General features: G+C 72.9%; 19 protein-coding genes and 1 pseudogene. 7 read left to right on the top strand and 13 right to left on the bottom strand.

Features of this window, described 5'->3' with window-relative positions; all coding sequences use genetic code 11:
• Window positions 1-5 precede the first annotated feature (5 nt).
• A complete protein-coding gene (locus ABZT74_RS25435; RefSeq protein ID WP_356438387.1) occupies window positions 6-1232 on the top strand; it encodes a serine hydrolase domain-containing protein in 1227 nt (408 codons plus the stop codon).
• A 13-nt stretch (window positions 1233-1245) separates the two neighbouring features.
• Here the strand turns inward: ABZT74_RS25435 and ABZT74_RS25430 are convergent, their stop codons facing one another.
• The 3 genes from ABZT74_RS25430 to ribA form a co-directional block, all read right to left on the bottom strand.
• Entirely contained in the window at window positions 1246-2481 is a 1236-nt protein-coding gene (locus ABZT74_RS25430; protein WP_356438384.1) for an MFS transporter, read from the bottom strand.
• A 150-nt stretch (window positions 2482-2631) separates the two neighbouring features.
• Window positions 2632-3618 carry an ornithine cyclodeaminase family protein gene (locus ABZT74_RS25425; RefSeq protein WP_356438381.1) on the bottom strand — a complete coding sequence of 329 codons (987 nt, stop codon included), beginning with the start codon at window positions 3616-3618 and terminating at the stop codon, window positions 2632-2634.
• Window positions 3615-4322, bottom strand: a complete 708-nt coding sequence (gene ribA / locus ABZT74_RS25420; RefSeq protein WP_355873926.1) for a GTP cyclohydrolase II — start codon at window positions 4320-4322, stop codon at window positions 3615-3617. The genes ABZT74_RS25425 and ribA overlap by 4 nt, the downstream gene beginning before the upstream one ends.
• Before the next feature lie 39 nt (window positions 4323-4361).
• On the opposite strand from ribA, the gene ABZT74_RS25415 reads away from it, so the two are divergent.
• Complete coding sequence (locus tag ABZT74_RS25415; protein ID WP_356438593.1) at window positions 4362-5123, top strand: creatininase family protein; 762 nt, start codon at window positions 4362-4364, stop codon at window positions 5121-5123.
• Window positions 5124-5260: 137 nt separating this feature from the next.
• Here the strand turns inward: ABZT74_RS25415 and ABZT74_RS25410 are convergent.
• The 5 genes and pseudogenes from ABZT74_RS25410 to ABZT74_RS25390 form a co-directional block, all read right to left on the bottom strand.
• Window positions 5261-5992, bottom strand: a pseudogene (locus ABZT74_RS25410) (lysylphosphatidylglycerol synthase transmembrane domain-containing protein); the annotation flags it as partial.
• Between the two features lie 236 nt (window positions 5993-6228).
• Window positions 6229-7176 (bottom strand): class I SAM-dependent methyltransferase, encoded by a 948-nt coding sequence (locus ABZT74_RS25405; RefSeq protein ID WP_356438378.1) that lies wholly within the window; start codon window positions 7174-7176, stop codon window positions 6229-6231.
• Entirely contained in the window at window positions 7173-8324 is a 1152-nt protein-coding gene (locus ABZT74_RS25400) for a glycosyltransferase family 4 protein (protein ID WP_356438590.1), read from the bottom strand. The genes ABZT74_RS25405 and ABZT74_RS25400 overlap by 4 nt, the downstream gene beginning before the upstream one ends.
• 71 nt (window positions 8325-8395) lie before the next feature.
• A complete protein-coding gene (locus ABZT74_RS25395; RefSeq protein ID WP_356438375.1) occupies window positions 8396-8794 on the bottom strand; it encodes a 6-carboxytetrahydropterin synthase in 399 nt (132 codons plus the stop codon).
• A 137-nt stretch (window positions 8795-8931) separates the two neighbouring features.
• Complete coding sequence (locus tag ABZT74_RS25390) at window positions 8932-9912, bottom strand: zinc-binding alcohol dehydrogenase (RefSeq protein WP_356438372.1); 981 nt, start codon at window positions 9910-9912, stop codon at window positions 8932-8934.
• Window positions 9913-10018: 106 nt separating this feature from the next.
• Here ABZT74_RS25390 and ABZT74_RS25385 point away from each other — a divergent pair, with 106 nt between their 5' ends.
• A complete protein-coding gene (locus ABZT74_RS25385) occupies window positions 10019-10843 on the top strand; it encodes a CDP-alcohol phosphatidyltransferase family protein (protein WP_356438369.1) in 825 nt (274 codons plus the stop codon).
• A 26-nt stretch (window positions 10844-10869) separates the two neighbouring features.
• Here ABZT74_RS25385 and ABZT74_RS25380 read toward each other — a convergent pair whose 3' ends face one another.
• A complete protein-coding gene (locus ABZT74_RS25380) occupies window positions 10870-12183 on the bottom strand; it encodes a hypothetical protein (RefSeq protein WP_356438366.1) in 1314 nt (437 codons plus the stop codon).
• Between the two features lie 260 nt (window positions 12184-12443).
• On the opposite strand from ABZT74_RS25380, the gene ABZT74_RS25375 reads away from it, so the two are divergent.
• From ABZT74_RS25375 to ABZT74_RS25360, 4 genes are all read left to right on the top strand, one after another.
• Window positions 12444-13325: a DNA-3-methyladenine glycosylase 2 family protein gene (locus ABZT74_RS25375; protein ID WP_356438363.1), complete on the top strand. Its 882-nt coding sequence runs from the start codon at window positions 12444-12446 to the stop codon at window positions 13323-13325.
• 162 nt (window positions 13326-13487) lie between these two features.
• Window positions 13488-14621 (top strand): ABC transporter ATP-binding protein, encoded by a 1134-nt coding sequence (locus ABZT74_RS25370; protein ID WP_355873948.1) that lies wholly within the window; start codon window positions 13488-13490, stop codon window positions 14619-14621.
• Entirely contained in the window at window positions 14621-15331 is a 711-nt protein-coding gene (locus tag ABZT74_RS25365) for an ABC transporter permease subunit (protein ID WP_355873950.1), read from the top strand. Before ABZT74_RS25370 ends, ABZT74_RS25365 begins: the two co-directional genes overlap by 1 nt.
• Window positions 15328-16002, top strand: a complete 675-nt coding sequence (locus ABZT74_RS25360; protein ID WP_356438360.1) for an ABC transporter permease — start codon at window positions 15328-15330, stop codon at window positions 16000-16002. The genes ABZT74_RS25365 and ABZT74_RS25360 overlap by 4 nt, the downstream gene beginning before the upstream one ends.
• Before the next feature lie 172 nt (window positions 16003-16174).
• On the opposite strand, the gene ABZT74_RS25355 is transcribed toward ABZT74_RS25360, so the two are convergent.
• Genes ABZT74_RS25355 through ABZT74_RS25340 form a run of 4 tightly spaced genes read right to left on the bottom strand, consistent with a single transcriptional unit; the run spans window position 16175 to window position 20274 of the window.
• Window positions 16175-16702, bottom strand: coding sequence for an ATP/GTP-binding protein (locus ABZT74_RS25355; RefSeq protein ID WP_241539967.1), 528 nt, complete (start codon window positions 16700-16702; stop codon window positions 16175-16177).
• 34 nt (window positions 16703-16736) lie between these two features.
• Window positions 16737-17168 carry a DUF742 domain-containing protein gene (locus ABZT74_RS25350; protein ID WP_081220281.1) on the bottom strand — a complete coding sequence of 144 codons (432 nt, stop codon included), beginning with the start codon at window positions 17166-17168 and terminating at the stop codon, window positions 16737-16739.
• A gap of 56 nt (window positions 17169-17224) precedes the next feature.
• On the bottom strand, window positions 17225-17698 hold the full coding sequence (locus ABZT74_RS25345) for a roadblock/LC7 domain-containing protein (RefSeq protein ID WP_356173911.1): 474 nt from the start codon (window positions 17696-17698) through the stop codon (window positions 17225-17227).
• Between the two features lie 2 nt (window positions 17699-17700).
• Window positions 17701-20274 (bottom strand): ATP-binding protein, encoded by a 2574-nt coding sequence (locus ABZT74_RS25340; RefSeq protein WP_356173896.1) that lies wholly within the window; start codon window positions 20272-20274, stop codon window positions 17701-17703.
• Window positions 20275-20463 lie beyond the last annotated feature (189 nt).

Below are 20463 nucleotides of genomic sequence, written 5' to 3'. Positions count from 1 at the left end.
GAGCCATGGGACATCTGCGACAGGAAGTCGAACCGAGATCGGTCGGCCTCGACACCAAGGCGCTGGCCCGACTCGACCAGCACTTCACGCACATGGTCGACGACGGCCATCTGCCCGGCTACCTGGTCTGCGTCTCCCGGCACGGCAAGGTCGCCCACCTCACCACGTACGGACAGCGTGACCGCGAGGCCGGACTCCCGGTCGAATCCGACACGTTGTGGCGGATGTACTCCATGACCAAGCCGGTGACCTCGGTCGCCGCGCTGATGCTCGTCGAAGAGGGCCGCCTCGGACTCGACGACCGTCTGTCCGACCATCTCCCGGCCTTCTCCGAACCGCGTGTGTACGTCAGCGGTTCAGGATCCGAAACGGTCACACGGGCGGCCGAACAGCCCATCCTGATCCGTCACCTGCTCAGCCACACCGCCGGCCTGACCTTCGGCTTCTACCACGCGCACCCCGTCGACGCGCTCTACCGGGACGCCGGAGTGGAGTCCTCGGTGGCACCGGGCGCCGACCTGGCCCGGACGTGCGAGGTGTACGCGGGGCTCCCCCTGCAGTTCGAGCCCGGCACCCGCTGGAACTACTCCGTCGCCACGAACGTCCTCGGCCGCGTCATCGAGGTGGTCTCCGGCCAGGACCTCGACACCTTCCTCCACGAGCGGATCTTCCGGCCGCTGGAGATGGCGGACGCCGGCTTCCACGTCTCGACGGAACAGGAGTCCCGGCTGGCCGAGTTGTACGGGGAGGACGGCGAGGGAGGCATCCGGCCCATCGCCGGACTGCCGTTGCGCGGCCGGCCCCGCTTCCTCTCCGGCAGCGGCGGGATGGTCGCGAGCGCCCACGACTACCACCGCTTCGCGGAGATGCTGCGCCGGCGCGGCGAACTCGACGGGGTGCGGCTGCTCCGCCCCGGCACCGTGGACATGATGGCGGCCAACCATCTGCCCGGCAACGCCGACCGCCGAACCATCGGCGTCCCCTTCCACCAGGAGCCGGGCAACGCCGGCCTCGGCTTCGGCCTCGGCGTCTCGGTCGTCCTGGACCCGGAACTGACCCGGTCCCCCTCCAGCGAGGGCGCGTTCGGCTGGAGCGGTGTCGCCACCACCACCTTCTGGGTCGACCCGCGCAACGACCTCACGGTGCAGTTCCTGAGCCAGCTCCGGCCCACCGCCTCCCACTCGGTCTACCCCGAACTCAAGCGCCTGGTGCACGAGGCGGTCCAGGGCTGACCCATGGCCGGCATCAACCGGGCTGCCTCTCGGCCCGGTTGATGCGGTACACGTCCCGCACACACAGGTTGACCACCGTGGCGGCCACGATCGCCCCCGCGCACACGAGGAGGACGTCCCGGTCGGACCAGGTGCCCGCGGCGAAGGCGGCGAGCAGGTAGCCGAGCGGGATCGCGAGGCGCTCGCCGACACTGTTGAAGGAGCTGGCCCGCCCCAACTCGTCTTCGGGAACATGCAGTTGGAAGGCGGTCGTCCAGGCGACGATGGCGACGTCCAGGCCGATCCCGGCGAGCAGGGCCGCGACCAGCACGGCGGACAGGGGCAGCCCGAGTCCCATCGCCGTCAGCGGCAGGAAGAGCAGCGAGGCGGTGCTCACGGCGACGGCGAGCAGCCGGTACGGCTTCCACCACAGGCAGACCAACGCGCCCGCCAACAGGCCCAGCGCGAAAGCTCCTTGTACGAGGCCCCAGGAGCCGGCGCCGGAGTACACGTCCGCCGCGAGGAGGGGCCCGAGCATCTGGAAGCCGGCCAGCCACGCGGCGACCACGACCATTCCTGCCACGGTGTACGTCCACAGCCACGTCCGGGAACGGAATCCGGCCCAGCCGGCCCGCAGATCGCTCAGCGCGCTGTGCACCGTGACGGGGGCCTCCAGGCGCAGCCCGTGCAGCAGCAGGGCCGCGATCACGAACGTGAGGGCGTCCCAGGCCAGCGCCCATCCGGGTCCGCAGAGCGCGACGACGAGGCCGCCCACGACCGGGCCGAGCACCCGTACCGCGTTGCCCGGCAGCCTGACCAGCGCGTTGGCCTGTTGCAGATGCTCGGCGGCGACCAGCTGGTTCACCACGCCCTGCCCCGCGGGCACGGTGAACGCCATGGCGACGCCGGAGAGGAATCCGCAGGCGGCGATCGAGAGGGTCGAGGCCGCACCGGCCAGGACGACGGCGGCGAGGGCGCCTTGGGCGCTCGCCGCGACGACGTTGCCCGCCACCAGGATCCGGCTGCGGGACATCCGGTCCGCGAGGACGCCGCCGGCCAGCAGGAAGGCGACCGTGGGAACGGTGTTCGTGGCGAGCACCAGGCCGAGCGAACCGGCGCCGCCCCCCTCTCCGATCACCGCGTAGGCGAGGGCGATCGGCGCCATCGCGGTCCCCGTCGCCGAGATGAGGTTGGCGAGGACGAACCGGCGGAAGGCGGCGCTGCGCAGCGGCGCCGTCCGGGTCGTCGGCGGGCGCGCCGCGGTCTTCATCGTCCTCCCTCACCGCCGACGCCGGGACATGGTCCGGCTCCGTCGATCGACTCCGTGTGCCGGGCGATCATACGAGGTCGGTCACGGGTCGCGAGGGCGGGTGGCGGGGCACGCGGTCCGCCCTCGCGCCGCCGGGGCGGCGCGCCGCCGTCAGGCCGTCGGCTCCGCCTTCCCCGAGGCGTGCACCACCGCCCACGCCGCCGCGGCGTCCTGGATTCCGAGGCCGGTGCTGTTGTGGATGACGATGTCCTCGGGGTGGGTGCGGCCGGGGTGGCGGCCGGTGAGGACGCCACCGAGCGGGACCAGGTCGTCGAGGCTCAGTCGTCCCTCCCGCAGGGCGTCCACCACCGGTCCGGCGTGTTCGGCCGCCGTCGCCGGATCGTCGACGACGACCGCGGCGGCCCGGCGGAGCACGTCCGCGTCGACCTCGCTGCGGCCGGGTTCGAAGGAGCCGACACTGACGACCGTGCAGCCGGCGGCCAGCCAGGCGCCCCGCACGACCGGGGTCGCGCTGAGCGTGCAGGCGGCGACCATCGGCAAGCCCGTGACGGCCTCCTCGGCCGAGCCGACCGCCGCGACCGGGACGCCGAGTTCGGCCGTGAGGCGCGCCGCCGCCTCAGCGCGGCGGCCGGGATGCGGGCTCCACAGGCGTACGGAACGCAGGTCACGCACCCGGGCGACGGCCCGCGCGTGGGCGAGGGCCTGGGTTCCGGAGCCGAGGAGGCCCAGTTCGTCGCTGTCGGGGCGGGCCAGGACGTCGAAGGCGACGGCACTGGCCGCCGCCGTGCGCAGGGTCGTCACCGCGGTGCCGTCCATCACGGCGACGACCTGCCCGGTGACCGGGTCGAGCACGGTGACGACCGCGTGGACGGTGGGCAGCCCGGCCGCCGCGTTCGCCGGGTTGACGCTGCCGATCTTGGCGACGGCCCCGGTGTCCGCGGACAGCCGCGCGAGGTAGGCGAAGACCACGCTGTCGTCGAAGCGGCTGGGATGCATGATCTTGCCGGGCAGTTCCGCGGTGCCGTCACCGAGCGCGGTGAAGGCCGCCCGCTGCGAGGCGATCGCCGCGTCGGTGTCCAGCAGCGCGGTCACCCGCTCGCGCGAGAGGAACAGCGGGCCGGGGTCGTCGTGTGTCATTCCTCAGTGATGACCGTTTTCGCCGACCCGCAAAAGATCGCCTTCGCCCATTCGTCGCCGTCCAGGTGCGGGAGGTAGTGGTCGAGGCGCTCCCGCTTGGTCAGCAGATAGGTGAGGTTGTCCTCGCACGGCGGAATCAGCAGCGGCACCTGCTCGGCGACCCTGATGCCGTGACGCACCAGCGACTCGCGCTTGCGCGGGTTGTTCGACAGCAGCCGCACGGACCGTACGCCGAGGTCGTGCAGCATCTGCGCCGCCACCCCGTAGTCCCGGGCGTCCACCGGCAGGCCGAGGGCGAGGTTGGCCTCGACGGTGTCGAGGCCCTCCGCCTGGAGCTTCATCGCCTTCAGCTTGGCGAGCAGGCCGATGCCCCGGCCCTCGTGGCCCCGCAGGTAGACGAGGACACCGCGGCCCTCGGCGACGATCGCCCGCAGTGCGGCGGCGAGTTGGGGCCCGCACTCGCAGTGCTGCGACCCGAAGGCGTCACCGGTCAGGCATTCCGAATGCAGCCGGGTGAGTACATCGCCTTCCCGTACGGCGTCCAAGTCGCCGTAGACGAGGACGACTTGTTCCTCGCCCCGGTCGTGGTCGAGGTAACCGACGGCGTGGAAATCGCCGTATTCGGTGGGCAGGGGGGCAATCACGACTCGTTCGACACCTGTGAGGTGGGCATTCCCGCCGAGTACGCCAAAGTTATCTGTCATGATCTGGTTCCTAAGCAGAGTCGAAAGGGCCGTGAAAACATGAGTGGTTCGGGAACGCGCTCGACGGTGTCCGGTGTATTGCCGCTTGACACCACGGAGGATGTCCGCGCACGGGGGGCCGGTGTCCCCCGTCAGGTCGCTGTTCTTCCCGTCGGCAGTCTCGAACAGCACGGGACCTACCTGCCGTTGACGACGGACACGCTCGTCGCGTGCGCGGTGGCCCGGGAGATCGCGGCCGCCTACCCGGTGCAGCTCCTTCCCCCGGTGACGATCTCCTGCTCGCACGAGCACGCCGCCTGGCCGGGCACGGTGAGCATCTCCGCGGTCACCCTGTACGCGGTGGTCCGCGACATCGCCGCGTCGTTGCGGCGCTCGGGCGTCGACACCCTGGTGGTGGTCAACGGCCACGGCGGGAATTACGTGCTGGGGAATGTCGTCCAGGAATCCGCGGGCACCGGTACGCGTATGGCGCTTTTCCCCGCCGCGGAGGACTGGGAGGGCGCCTGCGAACGGGCCGACGTGCAGACCTCGTTGCTCAGCGACATGCATGCGGGAGAAATCGAGACGTCCATTCTCCTGCACGCTCATCCGGAATGCGTCAAAGACGGTTATGAGGCCTCCGATTTCGTCGCCGACGACCGTCGGCATCTGCTCACGCTCGGCATGTCGGCCTATACCGAGTCCGGGGTCATCGGCCGTCCCTCGATGGCGTCCGCCGAGAAGGGCAGGGAGCTCCTGGCCGGGCTGGCCGAGGCCTTCGGCGCGTACTTCGCTCTGGTGACGTCCGAGACGCTGCACTGATCACGCCCTTCCGCGTTCTCCTCGTGGGGGCGCCGCAGCGCGGCTCCCCACCGGACGACCAGGACCACGGCGCCGGGCAGGCTCGCCGCGAAGCTCAGCACGCCGTAGATCACGGCGACGGTGAGGCCCATGCCGGCGCCGAGCCCGGCGGCACCGAACGCCCAGGCGGTGACGCCCTCGCGAGGGCCCCAGCCGCCGATGTTCAGCGGCAGTCCCATGGCGAGCAGGGCCAGCAGGGCCAGCGGCAGCAGTCGCGTGACGGACGCGTCGGACCCGGCCGCCCGGGCCGCCAGCACGAACATCGCCAGGTGTCCGGCGAGCACCAGGACGGACGACAGCGTCACGCCGGGCCAGCTGCTCCGGGCCAGCAGGGCACCGCGCGCCTCGGTGAGAGCGGCGCGGACGGCGCCGTACCGGGTCGCGGACGCCGGGGCCCGGCCCTTGCGGACGGCGCCCACGGTCACCACCCCGCACACCGAGACGACGGCGAGCAGCAGCGCGGACTCCCGGGACTGGGTGAGCACGGGTGAGGGCTGGGTGAGCAGCACCGCCGCGCCGACGGCGAGCAACACGGCCTGCCCAGCGGTGCGTTCGATGACCACCGCGCGCACGCCCCGGCCGACGTCGCCGGCACTCTGTCCGTGCCGCACGGCCCGGTGCACGTCGCCGAGGACGCCGCCGGGCAGCGCGGCGTTCAGGAACAGCGCGCGGTAATAGTCCGCGACGGCGGCGCCCAGCGGGAGCCGGATGCGCAGTTCGCGCGCGACGAGGCACCACCGCCAGGCGCTGAACGCCGTCGTGAGCAGCCCGATCCCGATCGCCGCCAAGAGCGTGGTCCCGTCGATCCGTCGCAACCCGTCGAGGAACACTCCTGTACCCAGTCGCCACAGAAGCACACCGAGGATGAGGACACCGGCGACGGTGCCGAGATGCTTGCGCACCTCGCGGACGGCGCCTCGGGCGCGCGGTCCGGGGTCCGGCTCGGCGGCCCCGTCCGGGAGAGCGTCGACAGGGGGCGGCCCGGGGACGCCCGCCGGTGCCGCCACGGAAACCGCTGGTGCCGACACGGCAGGTTCCGTCGCGCTCACCGTCTCCAGGCCGGCGCTCACACCGCACCCCTGTTTCCCCGGGGCAGCGCCAGGACGTCACTGTGGTGCACGAGAACGCTCAACTCCCCCGCGGCGCACGCCTCCAGGCGGGTGCGCAGGTAGGACTCGGCGCGTTCCGCGAGGTCGGGGCGCTGCTCGACCGCCGCGCCGACCCAGCCGCGCAGCCACTCCGCGGTCAGCTCGGCCTGGTCGGGACCGAGCCGCCAGGGGCTCGGATGCGCGCGGACCGTCGCGCCGTGCCGGCCGAAGGCCTCGCAGGCCGCCGTGACGGCTTCGGGGCCGAGCCGGTCGCCGCGCCGCTGGTGGGCGTTGAACGCCTCAGCGATCTCGGCGTCCAGCGGGTCGGATGGGGAGAGTTCGACGCGGCCGACGACGGACAGGGTCAGCAGGGCGGGCACCCCGGCATCGGCGCAGGCCGCCGCGAGCCGGTCGATCTCCTCGCCGGTGAGCACGTCGAGCAGTGCCGACGCGGTGACCAGGGACGCTCCGGCGAGGGCGTCCGCGGTGAGCCGCCCGATGTCGCCGCGCTGCGTGGTGACGCCGACGTGGCTGCCGTCGGCCGCCGCGCGGGGCGCCCCGACGGTGGCGAAGTGCAGCAGGTAGGGGTCCCGGTCGTGCAGGATCCAGTGCTGGGCGCCGTCGAGCCGGGGTGCCAGCCAGCGGCCCATGGAGCCGGTGCCGCAGCCGAGGTCGTGGATGACCAGGTCGCCGCCGCGCACCGGCCGGTTGGCCAGCCGGACGCGCAGCGGGTCGAGCAGGTCGCCCGCGCGGGCGGCGGCGTCGGCGGGTTCACGCAGCCGGAGCCACTGGGGCGCGTAGCGCGGCACCTCGTCGGCGCCGGACTCCGCTCCTCGCTGACCGGGCACGCCCGTCCTCACCTTCTCCTCGGTCTCCTCGGGCAGGCCGGAATCCGGCCCGCCCGCGGACGTCGTCGGGGCACTCATGCGGCCCTCCGGGGTGCGTCGGGCAGCCGGCCGAGCACTCCGGCGAGGCTGCGCGCGGTGGTCGCCCAGCCGTCGAGCGCGGCGCGCCGCCCGCGGGCGGCGGCCTTCAGACGGCGGCGCACGTCGGCCTCGCCGAACCAGCCGCGCAGTTCGGCGGCGAGCGCCCCCGGGTCCTCCGGCGGTACGAGGATGCCGGGCACCCCGCCGTCGGGCGCGCGGCCGACCGCCTCGGGAAGGCCGCCGACATCGGTGGCGAGCACCGGAATGCCGCGCGCCAGCGCCTCGGTGACGGCCATGCCGTACGTCTCGGCGTACGAGGTGAGGACCATGAGGTCGGCGGCGGCGTAGCTCGCGTCGAGTTCGGCTCCGGCCTGCGGGCCCGCCAGGTGGAGGCGGTCGCCGAGGCCGTACTGGGCGATCAGGGACCGCAGGTGGGCGACGTAGGCCGGGTCCTGGGCGAGTCCGCCGACGCAGACGCAGCTCCAGGGGAGGTCGGTGACGGTCGCGAGGGCTTCGACGAGCCGGTGCTGGCCCTTGCGGGGGGTGACCGCGGCGACGCACAGCAGCCGTGAGACACCGTCCGTGCCCGAGGCGAGCGGCGCGATGTCGGCGCCCGGGGCGGCGACGTGGACGCGGTCGGGGGCGAGGCCGTGGTGGGCGACGAGCCTGCGGACGGCCCAGTCGCTGGTGGCGACGACGGCCGACACGGCCCGCAGGGTCGTCCGTTCCCGCGCGTCCAGGTCGGCGGCGACGGCGGGCGGGAGCCCGGTCTCGTCGCCGAGCGGCAGGTGCACCAGCACGGCCAGCCGCAGCCGCTCGGCCTCGGGGACGACGATCTCCGGGACTCCGCAGGCGACCAGGCCGTCGAGGAGGACGACCGTGCCGTCGGGCAGGCCGGCCAGCGTGCGGGCGAGTTCCGTGCGGGCCGCGGCGCCGGGGCGGGGCCACTCGCCGGGGACGGCGTGCCGGTGGACCTGCCAGCCGAAGCCGGGCAGGTCCAGGCAGAGCCGGCGGTCGTAGGCGTTGCCGCCGCTCGGCGCGGTCGCGTCGTCGACACCGCCGGGCATGACGAAGTGCACGGAGCGCAGGGACATGGGGATGATCTCGGCGTTCTTCAGAGCCGTGTGCTGCACGGGCACGTAGTTCAGGGCGCCGTCGGGGCCCGGCGTCACGGTGCCGTGTCCGGCCCGCGGGGTGGTCTTGTCGAGGATCACGTCGGTCACAGGGCACGCTCGTAACTCGCCCAGGCGATGTGCGACTCGTGGAGGGTGACGGTGATGCCGGTCAGGCCGCGGGCACCCTCGCCGAGGCCGCCCGCGCGGACCCGGGCGGCGAGCCGGTCCGCGATGACCTTGGCGAGGAACTCGGTCGAGGTGTTGGTGTCCTTGAAGTCCGGCTCGCTGTCGAGGTTGCGGTAGTTCAACTCGCTGACGACGGCGCCGAGTTCCTGCGTCGCGAGCCCGATGTCGACGACGATGTTGTCGTCGTCGAGCTCGGGGCGGCGGAAGGTGGCGTCCACCAGGAACGTCGCTCCGTGCAGGCGCTGCGCGGGTCCGAAGACGTCGCCACGGAAGCTGTGGGCGATCATCAGGTGATCGCGGACGGTGATGCTGAACAACGGACGACCCTCCAGGTGCGGTACGTCTGATCCTCTGCCGGGATCACGTCTTCTAGTACGGGTACCCCGCGCACCGTGTTCAGCCGCCGGCCGCCCTTTCTTCGGAGTCGCCTGAGGTCAGGCCGGTTCCGGTCGGCTCAAACCTCGTCGTAGGCGACGCGGTGGCACAGCGCGGGGATCGATCCGGAGGCGAGTTCCCGCATCACGCCGGGGAGTTCGGAGAAGGCGCACTCGCCGGTGATCAGCGCGTCGAAGGCCGGTTCCGCGAGGAGTTCGAGGGCGAGGGCGTGCCGGTCGGCGTAGGTCCGTCCGGCCCTGCCGGAGGGGGAAACGGAACCGACCTGGCTGCTGCGCAGGGTCAGCCGCCGTGAGTGGAAGGCCTCGCCGAGCGGCAGGCTGATCCGGCGGTCGCCGTACCAGCTCAGTTCGATGACGGTGCCCTCCCGGGCGAGGAGTTCCAGGGAGCGGGTGAGGCCGGCCTCGGTGGCGCTGGCGTGCACGACGAGGTCGCACTCGCCCGCCGCGTCCGCGGGGAGCGCGAAGCCGACGCCGAGGGCGCGGGCCACGGCGGCGCGTTCCGGGTCGGCGTCGACGAGCTGGACCCGTACGCCGGGGAACCGGGCGAGGAGGGCGGCGACCGAGCAGCCGACCATGCCGCCGCCGACGACGGCGATCCGGTCGCCGATCAACGGGGCCGCGTCCCACAGGGCGTTGACCGCGGTCTCGACGGTGCCGGCGAGGATCGCGCGGGACGCGGGCACCGAGTCGGGCACGACGGTCACGGCGCTCGACGGGACGACGTAGTGCGTCTGGTGCGGGTAGAGGCAGAAGACGGTGCGCCCGAGGAGCGGTTCGGGTCCCTCCTCGACCCGGCCGACGTTCAGGTAGCCGTACTTGACGGGTGCCGGGAAGTCCCCCTCCTGGAAGGGCGCGCGCATCGCGGCGTGCTGGTTCTGCGGGACTCCGCCGCGGAACACCAGGGTCTCGGTGCCCCTGCTGACCCCGGAGTACAGCGTGCGCACCAGCACCTCTCCGTTCCCGGGAGAGGGCAGGAGTGTCGGGCGGATCTCTCCGCGACCGGGTTCGGCGAGCCAGAAGGCGCGAGCCGTGCGTTCCATGAGCGTCCCCCTGAACGATTCAGCAGATCTTCACGTACGGACCAGTGACAAGCCGCGGACAGTACGCGGCGTTGATCGACTCTGTCACACGGCCGGAGGATGTGCGGTGGCCCTGAACAACACGTACGGCGCGAGGCTTCCCCAGCAGGAGACCCTGGTGGGAGCCGGGGTGCAGCTTCTCCTGCTGGTGCTGCTGGGCACGGTGATAGGGATGGGACCCGCGGGCTGGCTGAGCGGTCTGGCCTTCGGGATCTCGACCTGGGCCGTGCTCACCCGCGCCCTGCGGCGCACGCGGCCCCGCTCCTTCGGGCCGGCCAACCGCGTCACGCTCGGCCGCGCGATCCTGGTGGGCGGTGTGACCGCGCTCGTGGCGGACTCCTTCCAGAGTTCGCCTCCGGTGAGTCTGCTCGTCGGCCTGACGGCGGTCGCCCTGATCCTCGACGGTGTCGACGGCAAGGTCGCCCGGCGGACCGGTACGTCGTCCGCCCTGGGCGCCCGCTTCGACATGGAGGTGGACGCGTTCCTGATCCTGGTCCTGAGCGTGTACGTCGCGATGTCGCTCGGCCCGTGGGTGCTGCTGATCGGCACCATGCGCTACGTGTTCGTCGCGGCGGCCAGGGTGCTGCCCTGGCTCAACGCGGCGCTGCCGCCGAGCATGGCCCGCAAGACCGTGGCGGCGCTGCAGGGCATCGTGCTGCTGGTCGCGGGCGCCGGGATCCTGCCGTACGGGGTGACGGCGGCGGCCGTGGCGCTGGCGCTCGGCTCGCTGGTCTGGTCGTTCGGCCGCGACATCGTGTGGCTGTGGCGGCACGGCGCGCGCCCGGTGGTCGAGCCGGCGGCGCGGAGCGAGCGGCGGCCCCGGGACCTGGTCGCAGTGGCGGCGAAGGTCCCGGCCGTCGCGCCGCGTCCGGCCACGCGCTCGGCGGCGTGAGCGCGGACCGCCGTCCCCACGGGAACTCAGTAGGTGATCACGATGTCGCGGACCGTGTGGCGGTCCGTGCGGCCGCCCGTCGCGGCGGCGAATCCGACCAGGACGTTCCGCGGCAGGACGACCTCGGTGTCGACGACCCGGGTGCCGTCCACCGAGACCAGCAGATGCCCCGTACCCGTCACGGACACGTCGACGGCACGGGAGCCGCTCCGCAGACCGGGCAGGGCGGCCGAGGTGGCGGCGTAGCGCAGCGGTGAACCGGTTCCGCCGGCGGCCACCCCCGCGAACCCGCCCGCGGGATCACCGGCGTTGCGATGGGTGTCGAGGGCGACGGCGACCCCCGGCAGACCCGCGCAGCCGAGTCCTCCGCCGCCCGCGCCCAGCGCCGTCGGAGTGGCCTTCGCCGCGTCGAGCAGGAGCAGGGCGAGACCGTCCGCGCCGCTGCCGCCGCCGAGTCGCGCGGTGAAGCGGGCCCGGAGCCGCGCCGACGGTACGGCGGTGGCCTGGACGGCCGATCCCCTGGCGTCGCGCACGGCGTCGGTGAGTACGAGGTCGGTGCGGTCGGTGCCGGACAGCGTGGCGGAACCGTTGCGGGTCCAGCCGTTGGGACCGGGCGGCGCCACCGCGTAGGAGGTCGCCGTGATGACCGTGTCACGGACGGCGTGGTTGTCGGTCCTGCCGCCGTTGGCACCGGTGAAGACGGGCATCGCCGTCGGGGGCAGCGCGGGGACCGTGGCGGTCAGCAGCCGGGTGCCGTCCATCCAGACGGTGAGGGTCTTGCCGGAGACGGCGATCGCGACGGCGTGCGGGCCCGAGCGGAGGTCCGGCACGCTGGCGGACGTGGTCGCGAGGGTGCGTGAGCTATCGCTCGTGGCGGTCGTGACACCGATGAAGTTGGCCGACGGGTCTCCGGTGTTGCGGTGGGTGTCGAAGGTGATCGCCACGCCGGGCTTCCCGGCCCAGCCGAGCCCGGCGCCGTCCGCGCCGAGGGCCGTGGGGGTGGCCCGGGCCGGGTCGAGCAGGCCGAAGGTCAGGCCGTCGCCGCCGCTGCCGCCGCCGATGACGGTGGAGAACGCGGCTTTGAGGCCGTCGGTGACCACCGGGACCGGGAACACCGCCGAGCCGGCCTGGTGTGCCACGGTCCGGGTGAGCTGGAGGTCGGCGCCCGAGAGCCGGGCGGAGCCGTTGCGGGTCCAGCCGCCTGCTCCGGGTGCCGGGACGGTGACCCGGCCGGGTTCCGCCGCCGGTGCGGGCAGTGTGCCGGCGGCACCGAGCAGCAGGCAGCCCGTGACCAGGGCGAGGAGCCGGTTCGTGGTCCGCCGGGCGCGCGGGCTGAGCATGTCTCCACCTCGGTGCGTGAGTACGGGGAGCGGCGGCCGAAGGACCCCGCACGCGATCATGGTCGGCATCGCGGCCCGATATTCGTACGAACCCGGTGCGGGGCCGGGCATGGTTCACCCCGACGGGCCAAGGCGGCACGCTCGCGCCCACCGCGGCGGATGCGACGCCCCGCCGGAATTACCTGACGGGATGTGTCAGGTATTGCCGTCACAGTGGTGCGCGTCGGCACGGTGAGCGTGTCCCCAGCGGGAGGTCGGACATGGCGCGGCACGAGGTCACGTACGAGGTGACGGGTCCCTGGTCCCTGGAGAGCAGCCGGGAGTTCTGGGAGGAGATGGCACCGCTGCCCCCGGCCGGGGCGGCGGGCACCGAAGGGACGCTGCGGACGGCGTTCACCGCGGACGCCGACTGGCGGCGCGTCACCGCGGAGGTCGGGCAGGCCGGGTCCGCCGCCAGGATCGTGGTCACCGGGGACGGCGATCTCGACGCGGCGGCGGACCAGGTGGCCCGGTTCCTCTCCCTGGACGTCGACGCCCGCGACTGGCCCGCCGTCGGCGACCGCGACCCGGTGATCGGCGGGATCCAGGCGCGCAGGCCGGGACTTCGCCCGTGCGGCTTCCACTCTCCCTACGAGGCGGCCGTGTGGGCGGTGCTGACCCAGCGCACCGGGAGGACGGCGGCCCGGAACACCCGTGCCGGCATCGTCGCCCGGCTCGGCGACGACGGAGCGTTCCCCTCGCCCGAGCGGCTGCTCCGTCTGGACGTCGAACTGCCCTGGCGCAAGACCGAGTACCTGCACGCCGTCGCCGGGGCCGCGCTGGACGGGGAACTGGACGGGGCCGAACTGCGGTCCCTGGATCCGGAGGAGGCCGAGCGGCGGGTCCGACAGGTCAAGGGCCTCGGCGCCTTCGCCGCCGAACTCGTCGTCCTGCGCGGTGCGGGACACCCGGACGTGCTGCCCACGCGGGAGCCGCGGCTGATCGCGGAGATGGAGGACCGGTACGGGCCCGGGCGCGAACCCGCGGCGATCGCGGAGAACTGGCGGCCCTTCCGCACCTGGGCCGCGCTCCATCTGCGGCTGCTGCGGGCCGAACGGCTCGGCGCCGGCGGACACCGGCCCGCGCGGACCCGCACGCCGTGACCGGCCGTCCCGCTTCCGGCACGACTCGGCCGAAACCGGACACCCTTGCGCACGTCACGACCTGCCCCGGCCGAGAACAAACATCAACTGGCTAGACTACGACCCCTTGTGCACGTGATCGCGCCACGCGCGAGCCATGCCGTCCCCGAAGGGTTTCGACGCTTGATAGCCATCGAAGATGTCAGCAAGCGATACGCAGACGGCACGGTGGCCGTCGATCGCCTGTCCCTCCAGATACCGAACCACTCCATCACCGTCCTCGTAGGACCCTCGGGCTGTGGCAAGACGACCACGCTCCGCATGATCAACCGCATGATCGAGCCGAGCAGCGGCACGATCCTGGTCGACGGCGAGGACATCACGCGGCAGCCGGTCAACGCCCTGCGCCGCTCGATGGGTTACGTCATCCAGAACGCCGGTCTCTTCCAGCACCGGACGATCCTCGACAACATCGCCACCGTGCCGCGGCTGCTCGGCTGGTCCAAGCAGCGTGCCCGGGAACGCGCGGCGGAGCTCATGGGGCGGGTCGGCCTCGACCCGGGCATGGCCCGCCGCTATCCGTACCAGCTCTCCGGAGGCCAGCAGCAGCGCGTCGGTGTCGCCCGCGCGCTCGCCGCCGACCCGCCCATCCTGCTCATGGACGAGCCGTTCTCCGCGGTCGACCCGGTCGTCCGCCGGGGCCTGCAGGAGGAGTTGCTCCGCATCCAGGGCGAACTGGGCAAGGCCATCGTCTTCGTCACCCACGACATGGACGAGGCGATCACGATCGGCGACCGCATCGCCGTGCTGCGCACCGGCGGCAAACTCGCCCAGTTCGCCGCGCCCGACGAGATCCTGTCGGCCCCCGCCGACCCGTTCGTCGAGCAGTTCCTCGGCGCCGACCGGGGCATCCGCGGGCTGTCGTTCCTCTCCACCGGCGACCTCGAACTCGACCGCTCCCGGGTCGTACCGGTCGGTTCCGGCGCGCTGGAGGCCGCCGGACGCGGCACGGCGCAGGCACCGGTCCTGGTGACCGACGCGGGCGGCAAGCCGCTCGGCTGGGCCGCGCCCGACTGGAACGGCGAGGTCGGGACGCTCGACCCGTACGGGCAGAGCTTCGAGGTGGGCCGGGACTCGCTGCGCGTCGCCCTCGACCGGGCCGTGCTGTCGCCGACCGGTCAGGCCGTCGGCGTCGACGGCTCGGGGCAGGTGCTCGGTGTCGCCGGGCAGGAGACGATCGCCGCGGCGATCCGCGTGGCCCGGCAGCGCAGGGCCACGGACGCCCCGCAGGACACCGCTCCGGCGAAGGCCCTGTGATGAACGGCTTCTTCGACATACCGAGCGACCTCCAGCACAGCTACGCGGGCCTGATCGGCATCCACATGCAGGAGGCCCTCATCCCGGTGCTGGTCGGCCTGCTGCTGGCGCTGCCGATCGGCCTGCTGTGCGTGCACTACGACTGGCTGTACCCGCCGGTGCTGTGGACCTCGACGGTGCTGTACGCGATCCCGTCGATCGCGTTCTTCGTGGTGCTCATCGACTCCACCGGGCTGACCCAGCTGACCGTGATGATCCCGCTGTGCCTGTACAGCCTGGTCGTTCTGGTGCCCGCGGTGGTCGACGGGATCCGCTCGGTCCCCCAGGAGACCAACGCGGCCGCCGCGGCCATGGGCATCGGTCCCGTCCGCCGCTACTTCCAGGTCCAACTGCCCATCGCCGTCCCCGCGATCATGGCCGGACTGCGGGTGGCCACGGCCTCCAGCATCAGCCTGGTGAGCGTCGGTTCGCTGATCGGCAACCAGGGCGCGCTCGGCAACCTGCTGACCACCGCGATGCTCTACCACCGTCCGCGGCTCGCGGTGACCTCGGTGGTCACCACCGCCGTGCTGGCGATCGTGGTCGACGCGCTGCTGGTCCTGCTGCGGCGCATCCTCACCCCGTGGGAGCCCCCGTCCGGCCGCGCCGCGCGGCGTCCCGCGGCCACGCTCGAGGACCCGGCGGTCCGCACCCCGGAGGCCGTGTCGTGAACGTAGTCAACTTCATGCAGTCGTTCTTCAGCGACGGCGCCCACTGGCACGGTTACGACGGTATTCCGCAACGCGTGTGGGAGCACCTGCAGTACACCGCGGGTGCCCTCGCGATCGCGGCGGCGATCGGACTGCCGGTCGGCCTGGTCACCGGGCACACCGCGCGCGGCGGCAACGCGCTCGCGTTCCTGTCCGCGGGCGCCCGCGCGCTGCCGACCTTCGGTCTTCTGGTGCTGATGTTCGTGTGGCTCGGGCTCGGGATCGTACCGGTGATGATCCCGCTCGTGGTCCTGGCGATCCCGCCGATCCTCATCACCACCTACGAGGCGGTCCGCACCGTGGACCCGTCCCCCGTGGACGCCGCCCGGGGCATGGGCATGCAGGAGTCGAAGATCCTGTTCCAGGTGGAGATCCCGGCGGCGCTGCCGCTGATCCTCAGCGGACTGCGCTCGGCGACGATCCAGATCGTGTCGACGGCGACGATCGCGGCCTACGTCTCGCTCGGCGGGGTCGGCCGCTACATCCTGGACGGGCTGTACCAGCGGGACTACGAGAAGGTCGTCGGCGGCGCCGCCCTCACGGCGATCCTCGCGCTGCTCGTCCTCACGCTGTTCTGGGCGGTGGGCCGGGTGGCCGTCTCTCCCGGAGTACGCAGGCGCCGGTCCGCCTGAGGGCGGTCGTGACGACGGAGGCGGGGGGGGGGCCGGGGGCCCCCCCCCCCCCCCCGGGGCCCCCCCCCCCCCCCCCTGGGGGGGGGGGGCCCGGGCCCGGGGGGGGGGGGGGGGGGCGGGGGGGGGGGGGGGCCCCCCGCGCCCCCCCCCCGCCTCCGTCGTACCGTCCGGCTCAGCGTTGTGCCGTGGCGAGGGCGTGTTCGAGGACGACGAGCAGCGCGTCGCGCACGGAGCCCCGTTCGCGCGCGTCGAACACGGTCAGCGGCACGTGGTCGGCGACGTCGAGCGCCCACCGTACGTCGTCCAGATCGTGTTCGAGCCTGCCGTCGAAGGCGTTGACGGCGACGGCGAAGGGGATCTGGCGGTGCTCGAAGTAGTCGACGGCGGCGTAGCAGTCGTCGAGCCGCCGGGTGTCGACGATGACGAGTCCGCCGAGGGCGCCCTCGACGAGGTCGTCCCACATGAAGCCGAAGCGTTCCTGGCCGGGGGTGCCGAACAGGTAGAGCTTCAGCGTGGGGTCGAGCGTCACACAGCCGAAGTCCATGGCGACGGTCGTCGTCACCTTCTCCGGTGTGTGGGAGAGGTCGTCGACGCCGGCGGCGACCGAGGTGATGGACGCCTCGGTGGTGAGCGGTTCGATCTCGGAGATGGCACCCACCGTGGTGGTCTTGCCCACGCCGAAGCCGCCCGCGATCACCATCTTCACCGGCAGCGGCGGCCGGGGCCGCTCGTCGTCAGCCCTCACGGATCGCTCCCCGGGAGTCGGGGACAGCTCGGAGACCATCGATAACCCTTCGCAATACGGAGACATCGCGGTTGGAGTGGGCCTGGGGAAGGTACAGGGCCAGTTGGCCGTCGGCGCGCAGATCGTCGGCGAGGACCCGGATCACGTTGAGGTGCATCCGGAGCTTCGCCGCGATCTCCGCGAGGGACTGCGGCTCACGGCAGACCGTGATGATGTCGCGGTGCTGGTCGAAGACGAACGCGTCGAGTGCGGCGAGTCCCACCTCGGTGGCCACGACCTGCGTCTCGATCGGGATCGGCGGGACGAGGCTGTCGCCGCCGGCGATCCGTCCCGCGGTGAGCAGGAACGGCCGGACGACCGAGGCGGGCCGCTCGGCCCCCCACTCGGCGTCACCGCCGGCCCGTGGCTCGCCGGACGTCATCACGTCCTCCCCCTTCACCCAGTTCCGTCACCGGTCGTGCGACCACGCCTCGGACGTCATCCGGCCGGGGCGATGCCCACGGTGTTCTTCAGTTCCATGACCAGCTGCGGGCTCAGCACGGCGCCCGCGCGGTTGGCGAACAGCGTCATCTCGTAGGCGATGTTGCCGAGCTTGGCCTCCTTCGACGCGACCACCCCGAGCACCGCTCCGGCCCCGAGGGCGGACACCAGGACGTGTCCTTCCTCCAGGTCGATGATGACCTTGTTGAGGCCGCCGAGGCCGTAGTTGCCGGAGGCGCCCATGGCCAGGCTGGTGATGCCCGAGACGATCGCCGCGAGGCGCTCGGAGTCGGCCTGGCCGCGCAGTTGGGAGACGGCGATGAGCAGTCCGTCGGAGGAGACGCCGATGACGTCGACGACCCCCGCCGTCTCGGTGGCGAACCGGTTGAGCAGCCAGTTGAAGTCGGCAGCGGCGGCCTTCACGTCCGTCTCGGGCTCCGCGGTTCGGGACTCCGGCCCGCCTGTCCACATGGTCACGTGCTCATGCCTTCCGGGGAAGAGGGTCTTCTGTTCAGGGTGTCGGGGCCGGCGGGTCCGCCGGGCCCGTCGTCGGGGCGGAACGCCCAGACCGGGTGCTCCCCCGTCTCGCTCTCGCGCTGGGCGCGCTGCACTGCGGCCTCGAACTCGTCGAGTTCGGAGCGTGCCGCCTCGGCGTCCGTGGGCTGCCAGGAGGGTGGCCTGCGATGGGTGACGGCTTCCCGGGTCCTGGGCAGCCGCGTCGACGCCGTGGTGGCCGACAGGGTCGCCCCGCGCACCCGGCGGCGCAGCGGACCGGCCTCGCCGGGCCGTGCCGGCGGGGTGGGCGCCGTGGGTCCCGGAGCCGGCTCGGCTCCGGTGCCGGCGCGGACACCGCCGTGGGTCATGGCGTGCTCGGCGCCCGGGCCCGTCGCGGGCTCCGCGCGGCGGGCGTGGCCGGCGGGCTCGGCGGGCCGGGGCCGGGCGGGCACCCGGCGGGGCAGCCCCGCGGGTCCGGGCGGCGACTCGACCTGCGCGGGGCGCGGTTCGGCCGGACCCGGGTGGCGCGCCGGGGGCATCATGCGCGGGGCACGCGGAACGGTCCTGCCGGGGTCGTGGGACACGAGATGGGAGGCGGGGACCGCGACGGTGGCGGTGACACCGCCGCCCGGGGTGCGGGAGAGGACGACCTCGATGCCCCAGCGCCGGGAGAGACCGCCGACCACGAAGAGGCCGAGGACCTCCGTCGGCGCGAGGTCGAGCCGCTCGCGGCGGATCAGGCGGGTGTTCTCCTGCTCCAGCCGCTCGGGGCTCATGCCGAGGCCGTGGTCGATGATCTCGACGAGCGCGCCGCCTCCGTCGTGCCGGGGTCGCAGGACGACTTCGACGCCGCTGCTCGCCGGGGAGAACATGACGGCGTTCTCCAGGAGTTCGGCGAGCATCAGGGTCAGGTCGCCGATGATGTCGGGCACGACGGTGACATCGCCCTCGGCGTGCGGGGTGACGCGCTGGTAGCCCTCGATCTGGCCGAGCGAGGCGCGGACGATGTTGCTGAGCCGCATCGGTTCGGTGGTGAGGCCGGTCTCACTGATGCCGGCGAGGAGCATGAGGCTGTCGGCGTTGCGCTGGAGGCGGACGGCGATGTGGTCGATGCGGTAGAGGCGGTCGAGCACCTCGGGGTCGGTCTCGCCGCGCTCCACCGAGTCGATCAGCGCCAGTTGGCGTGCCGTCAGGTTGCTGACGCGACGCCCGACGTTGCCGAACATCTCGGCGATGTTGCGCCGGCTGACGACCTGGCGTTCCAGCAGGGCGGTCGCGGTGACCTGCACCTGGTTGAAGGCCTCGGCCAGCTCGCCGATCTCGTCGCGCACCGGCACGGGCACGGCCTCCAGACGCGGCGGGCTCGCGTCGTCGGCGTCGTCGTCCGCGACCCGGGCGAGCTCGCTCCGGGCGGCGCCGGCCACGTGCTGGGCGGCCGAGGTGAGGGACCGTACGGTGCGCACCACGGAACGGCGGGCCAGCACGGAGAAGAGCATCCACGCGGCGAAGGCGAGGAGGTTGCCGGCGACCAGCCAGGCCACCCGCCACCAGGCCTCGCTGGACGCGGACTGGGCGTCGGCGGCGATCTCGCCGATGAGCGACTGGACGATCTTCAGCCGGTTGCCGGCCTGCCGTTCGTAGGTGGGGTCGGCGCGCAGCGCGTCGCCGAGCGCGGCCCGCAGCTGGGTCGGGGTCTCGGCGACCAGCGCGCTGGGGTCGACCTGGAGGGCGGCCCAGTGCTGGCTGATCACGCTCTGGTAGGGGCTGCGTTCGATCCCGGCGAGGGCGGTGCTCTGGTCCTGGCTCGCGAACCGGGTGAACCGCTCGGCCTGGTAGGAGTACTGGTCGTAGTCGCCGACGGCGCCGGTGAACTCGATGAGCGCGTTGGAGTCGCGGGTACGGGCCGCGAAGACGCTGGTCTCGAAGGAGGCGTGGGCGGTGTCGGCGCGCAACAGGGCGTCGAGCAGGTTGGCCGCGGACGAGCCGGACTCGCCGCCCGACAGTCCGAGGCCGAGGCCGTTGATGAGGCCCTCGATCACCGATCCGTAGGCGGGGTCGATGTTGTCGGCGGGGATCGGGCCCTGCTCGACGGTCTTGCGGAGGCTGTCCAGGCCCTCCAGTTCCTTCAGCGCCTGCGCCTCGGCGTCGGGCAGCCGTTCGCCGTAGGCGGTCCGGACGGCGGCGATACGGGTGCCGACCTCCTGCTGGGCGTCGAGGTAGGAGGTGGTGTCCTGCGCGCTCTTTCCGGAACCGCCCGCCTCGTGACGCAGCGAGACGAGGAGTGCCTGCCGGTGCTCCGTCTGCACGGCGTCGATGAGTTTGGTCACCTGGGCGCTGTCACGGACGAGCTGGGCGGTGTCGGCCGCCGAGCGGGCCTTGTCGATCTCGCCGTACACGACATAGGCGATCATCGCGGAGATGACGGCGAGCGGCACGATCACCAGGACGTTGAGTTTCCGGCGAAAGGGCCAGCGGTCCAGCGGGGATGGTGTCCGGCCGACCGGAAGAGCCGTGGACGGCTGCCCCGAGGCGGCTTTTCTGTGCGCGGGCACCCAACCTCCTTGACTTCATTCCCCGTTGGAAGCCTTTTGGCAGGCCTGCATGGATCAATGGTCACGACAGCGTGCTCGGGCCGACAAGTGGAAGGGGGCCCTCGACGCGGCCAACCCTAGCGGCTGGCGTAAGAGTACGGCCATGATCAACCAAAAAGTGACATGCAGTGACGTCGGATTCGCGCGCAT

The organism is Streptomyces sp. NPDC005302 (assembly GCF_040607345.1).
GTDB lineage: Bacteria > Actinomycetota > Actinomycetes > Streptomycetales > Streptomycetaceae > Streptomyces.
This window is presented reverse-complemented; position numbering and strand designations above follow the sequence as displayed.

Excerpts from the sequence above, each read along its gene's own strand:
- ABZT74_RS25435 (WP_356438387.1), top strand. The coding sequence starts at position 6 with ATGGGACATCTGCGACAGGAAGTCGAACCGAGATCGGTCGGCCTCGAC.
- ABZT74_RS25430 (WP_356438384.1), bottom strand. The coding sequence starts at position 2,481 with ATGAAGACCGCGGCGCGCCCGCCGACGACCCGGACGGCGCCGCTGCGC.
- ABZT74_RS25425 (WP_356438381.1), bottom strand. The coding sequence starts at position 3,618 with ATGACACACGACGACCCCGGCCCGCTGTTCCTCTCGCGCGAGCGGGTG.
- ribA (WP_355873926.1), bottom strand. The coding sequence starts at position 4,322 with ATGACAGATAACTTTGGCGTACTCGGCGGGAATGCCCACCTCACAGGT.
- ABZT74_RS25415 (WP_356438593.1), top strand. The coding sequence starts at position 4,362 with ATGAGTGGTTCGGGAACGCGCTCGACGGTGTCCGGTGTATTGCCGCTT.
- ABZT74_RS25405 (WP_356438378.1), bottom strand. The coding sequence starts at position 7,176 with ATGAGTGCCCCGACGACGTCCGCGGGCGGGCCGGATTCCGGCCTGCCC.
- ABZT74_RS25390 (WP_356438372.1), bottom strand. The coding sequence starts at position 9,912 with ATGGAACGCACGGCTCGCGCCTTCTGGCTCGCCGAACCCGGTCGCGGA.
- ABZT74_RS25380 (WP_356438366.1), bottom strand. The coding sequence starts at position 12,183 with ATGCTCAGCCCGCGCGCCCGGCGGACCACGAACCGGCTCCTCGCCCTG.
- ABZT74_RS25375 (WP_356438363.1), top strand. The coding sequence starts at position 12,444 with ATGGCGCGGCACGAGGTCACGTACGAGGTGACGGGTCCCTGGTCCCTG.
- ABZT74_RS25365 (WP_355873950.1), top strand. The coding sequence starts at position 14,621 with ATGAACGGCTTCTTCGACATACCGAGCGACCTCCAGCACAGCTACGCG.
- ABZT74_RS25355 (WP_241539967.1), bottom strand. The coding sequence starts at position 16,702 with ATGGTGATCGCGGGCGGCTTCGGCGTGGGCAAGACCACCACGGTGGGT.
- ABZT74_RS25350 (WP_081220281.1), bottom strand. The coding sequence starts at position 17,168 with ATGACGTCCGGCGAGCCACGGGCCGGCGGTGACGCCGAGTGGGGGGCC.
- ABZT74_RS25345 (WP_356173911.1), bottom strand. The coding sequence starts at position 17,698 with ATGTGGACAGGCGGGCCGGAGTCCCGAACCGCGGAGCCCGAGACGGAC.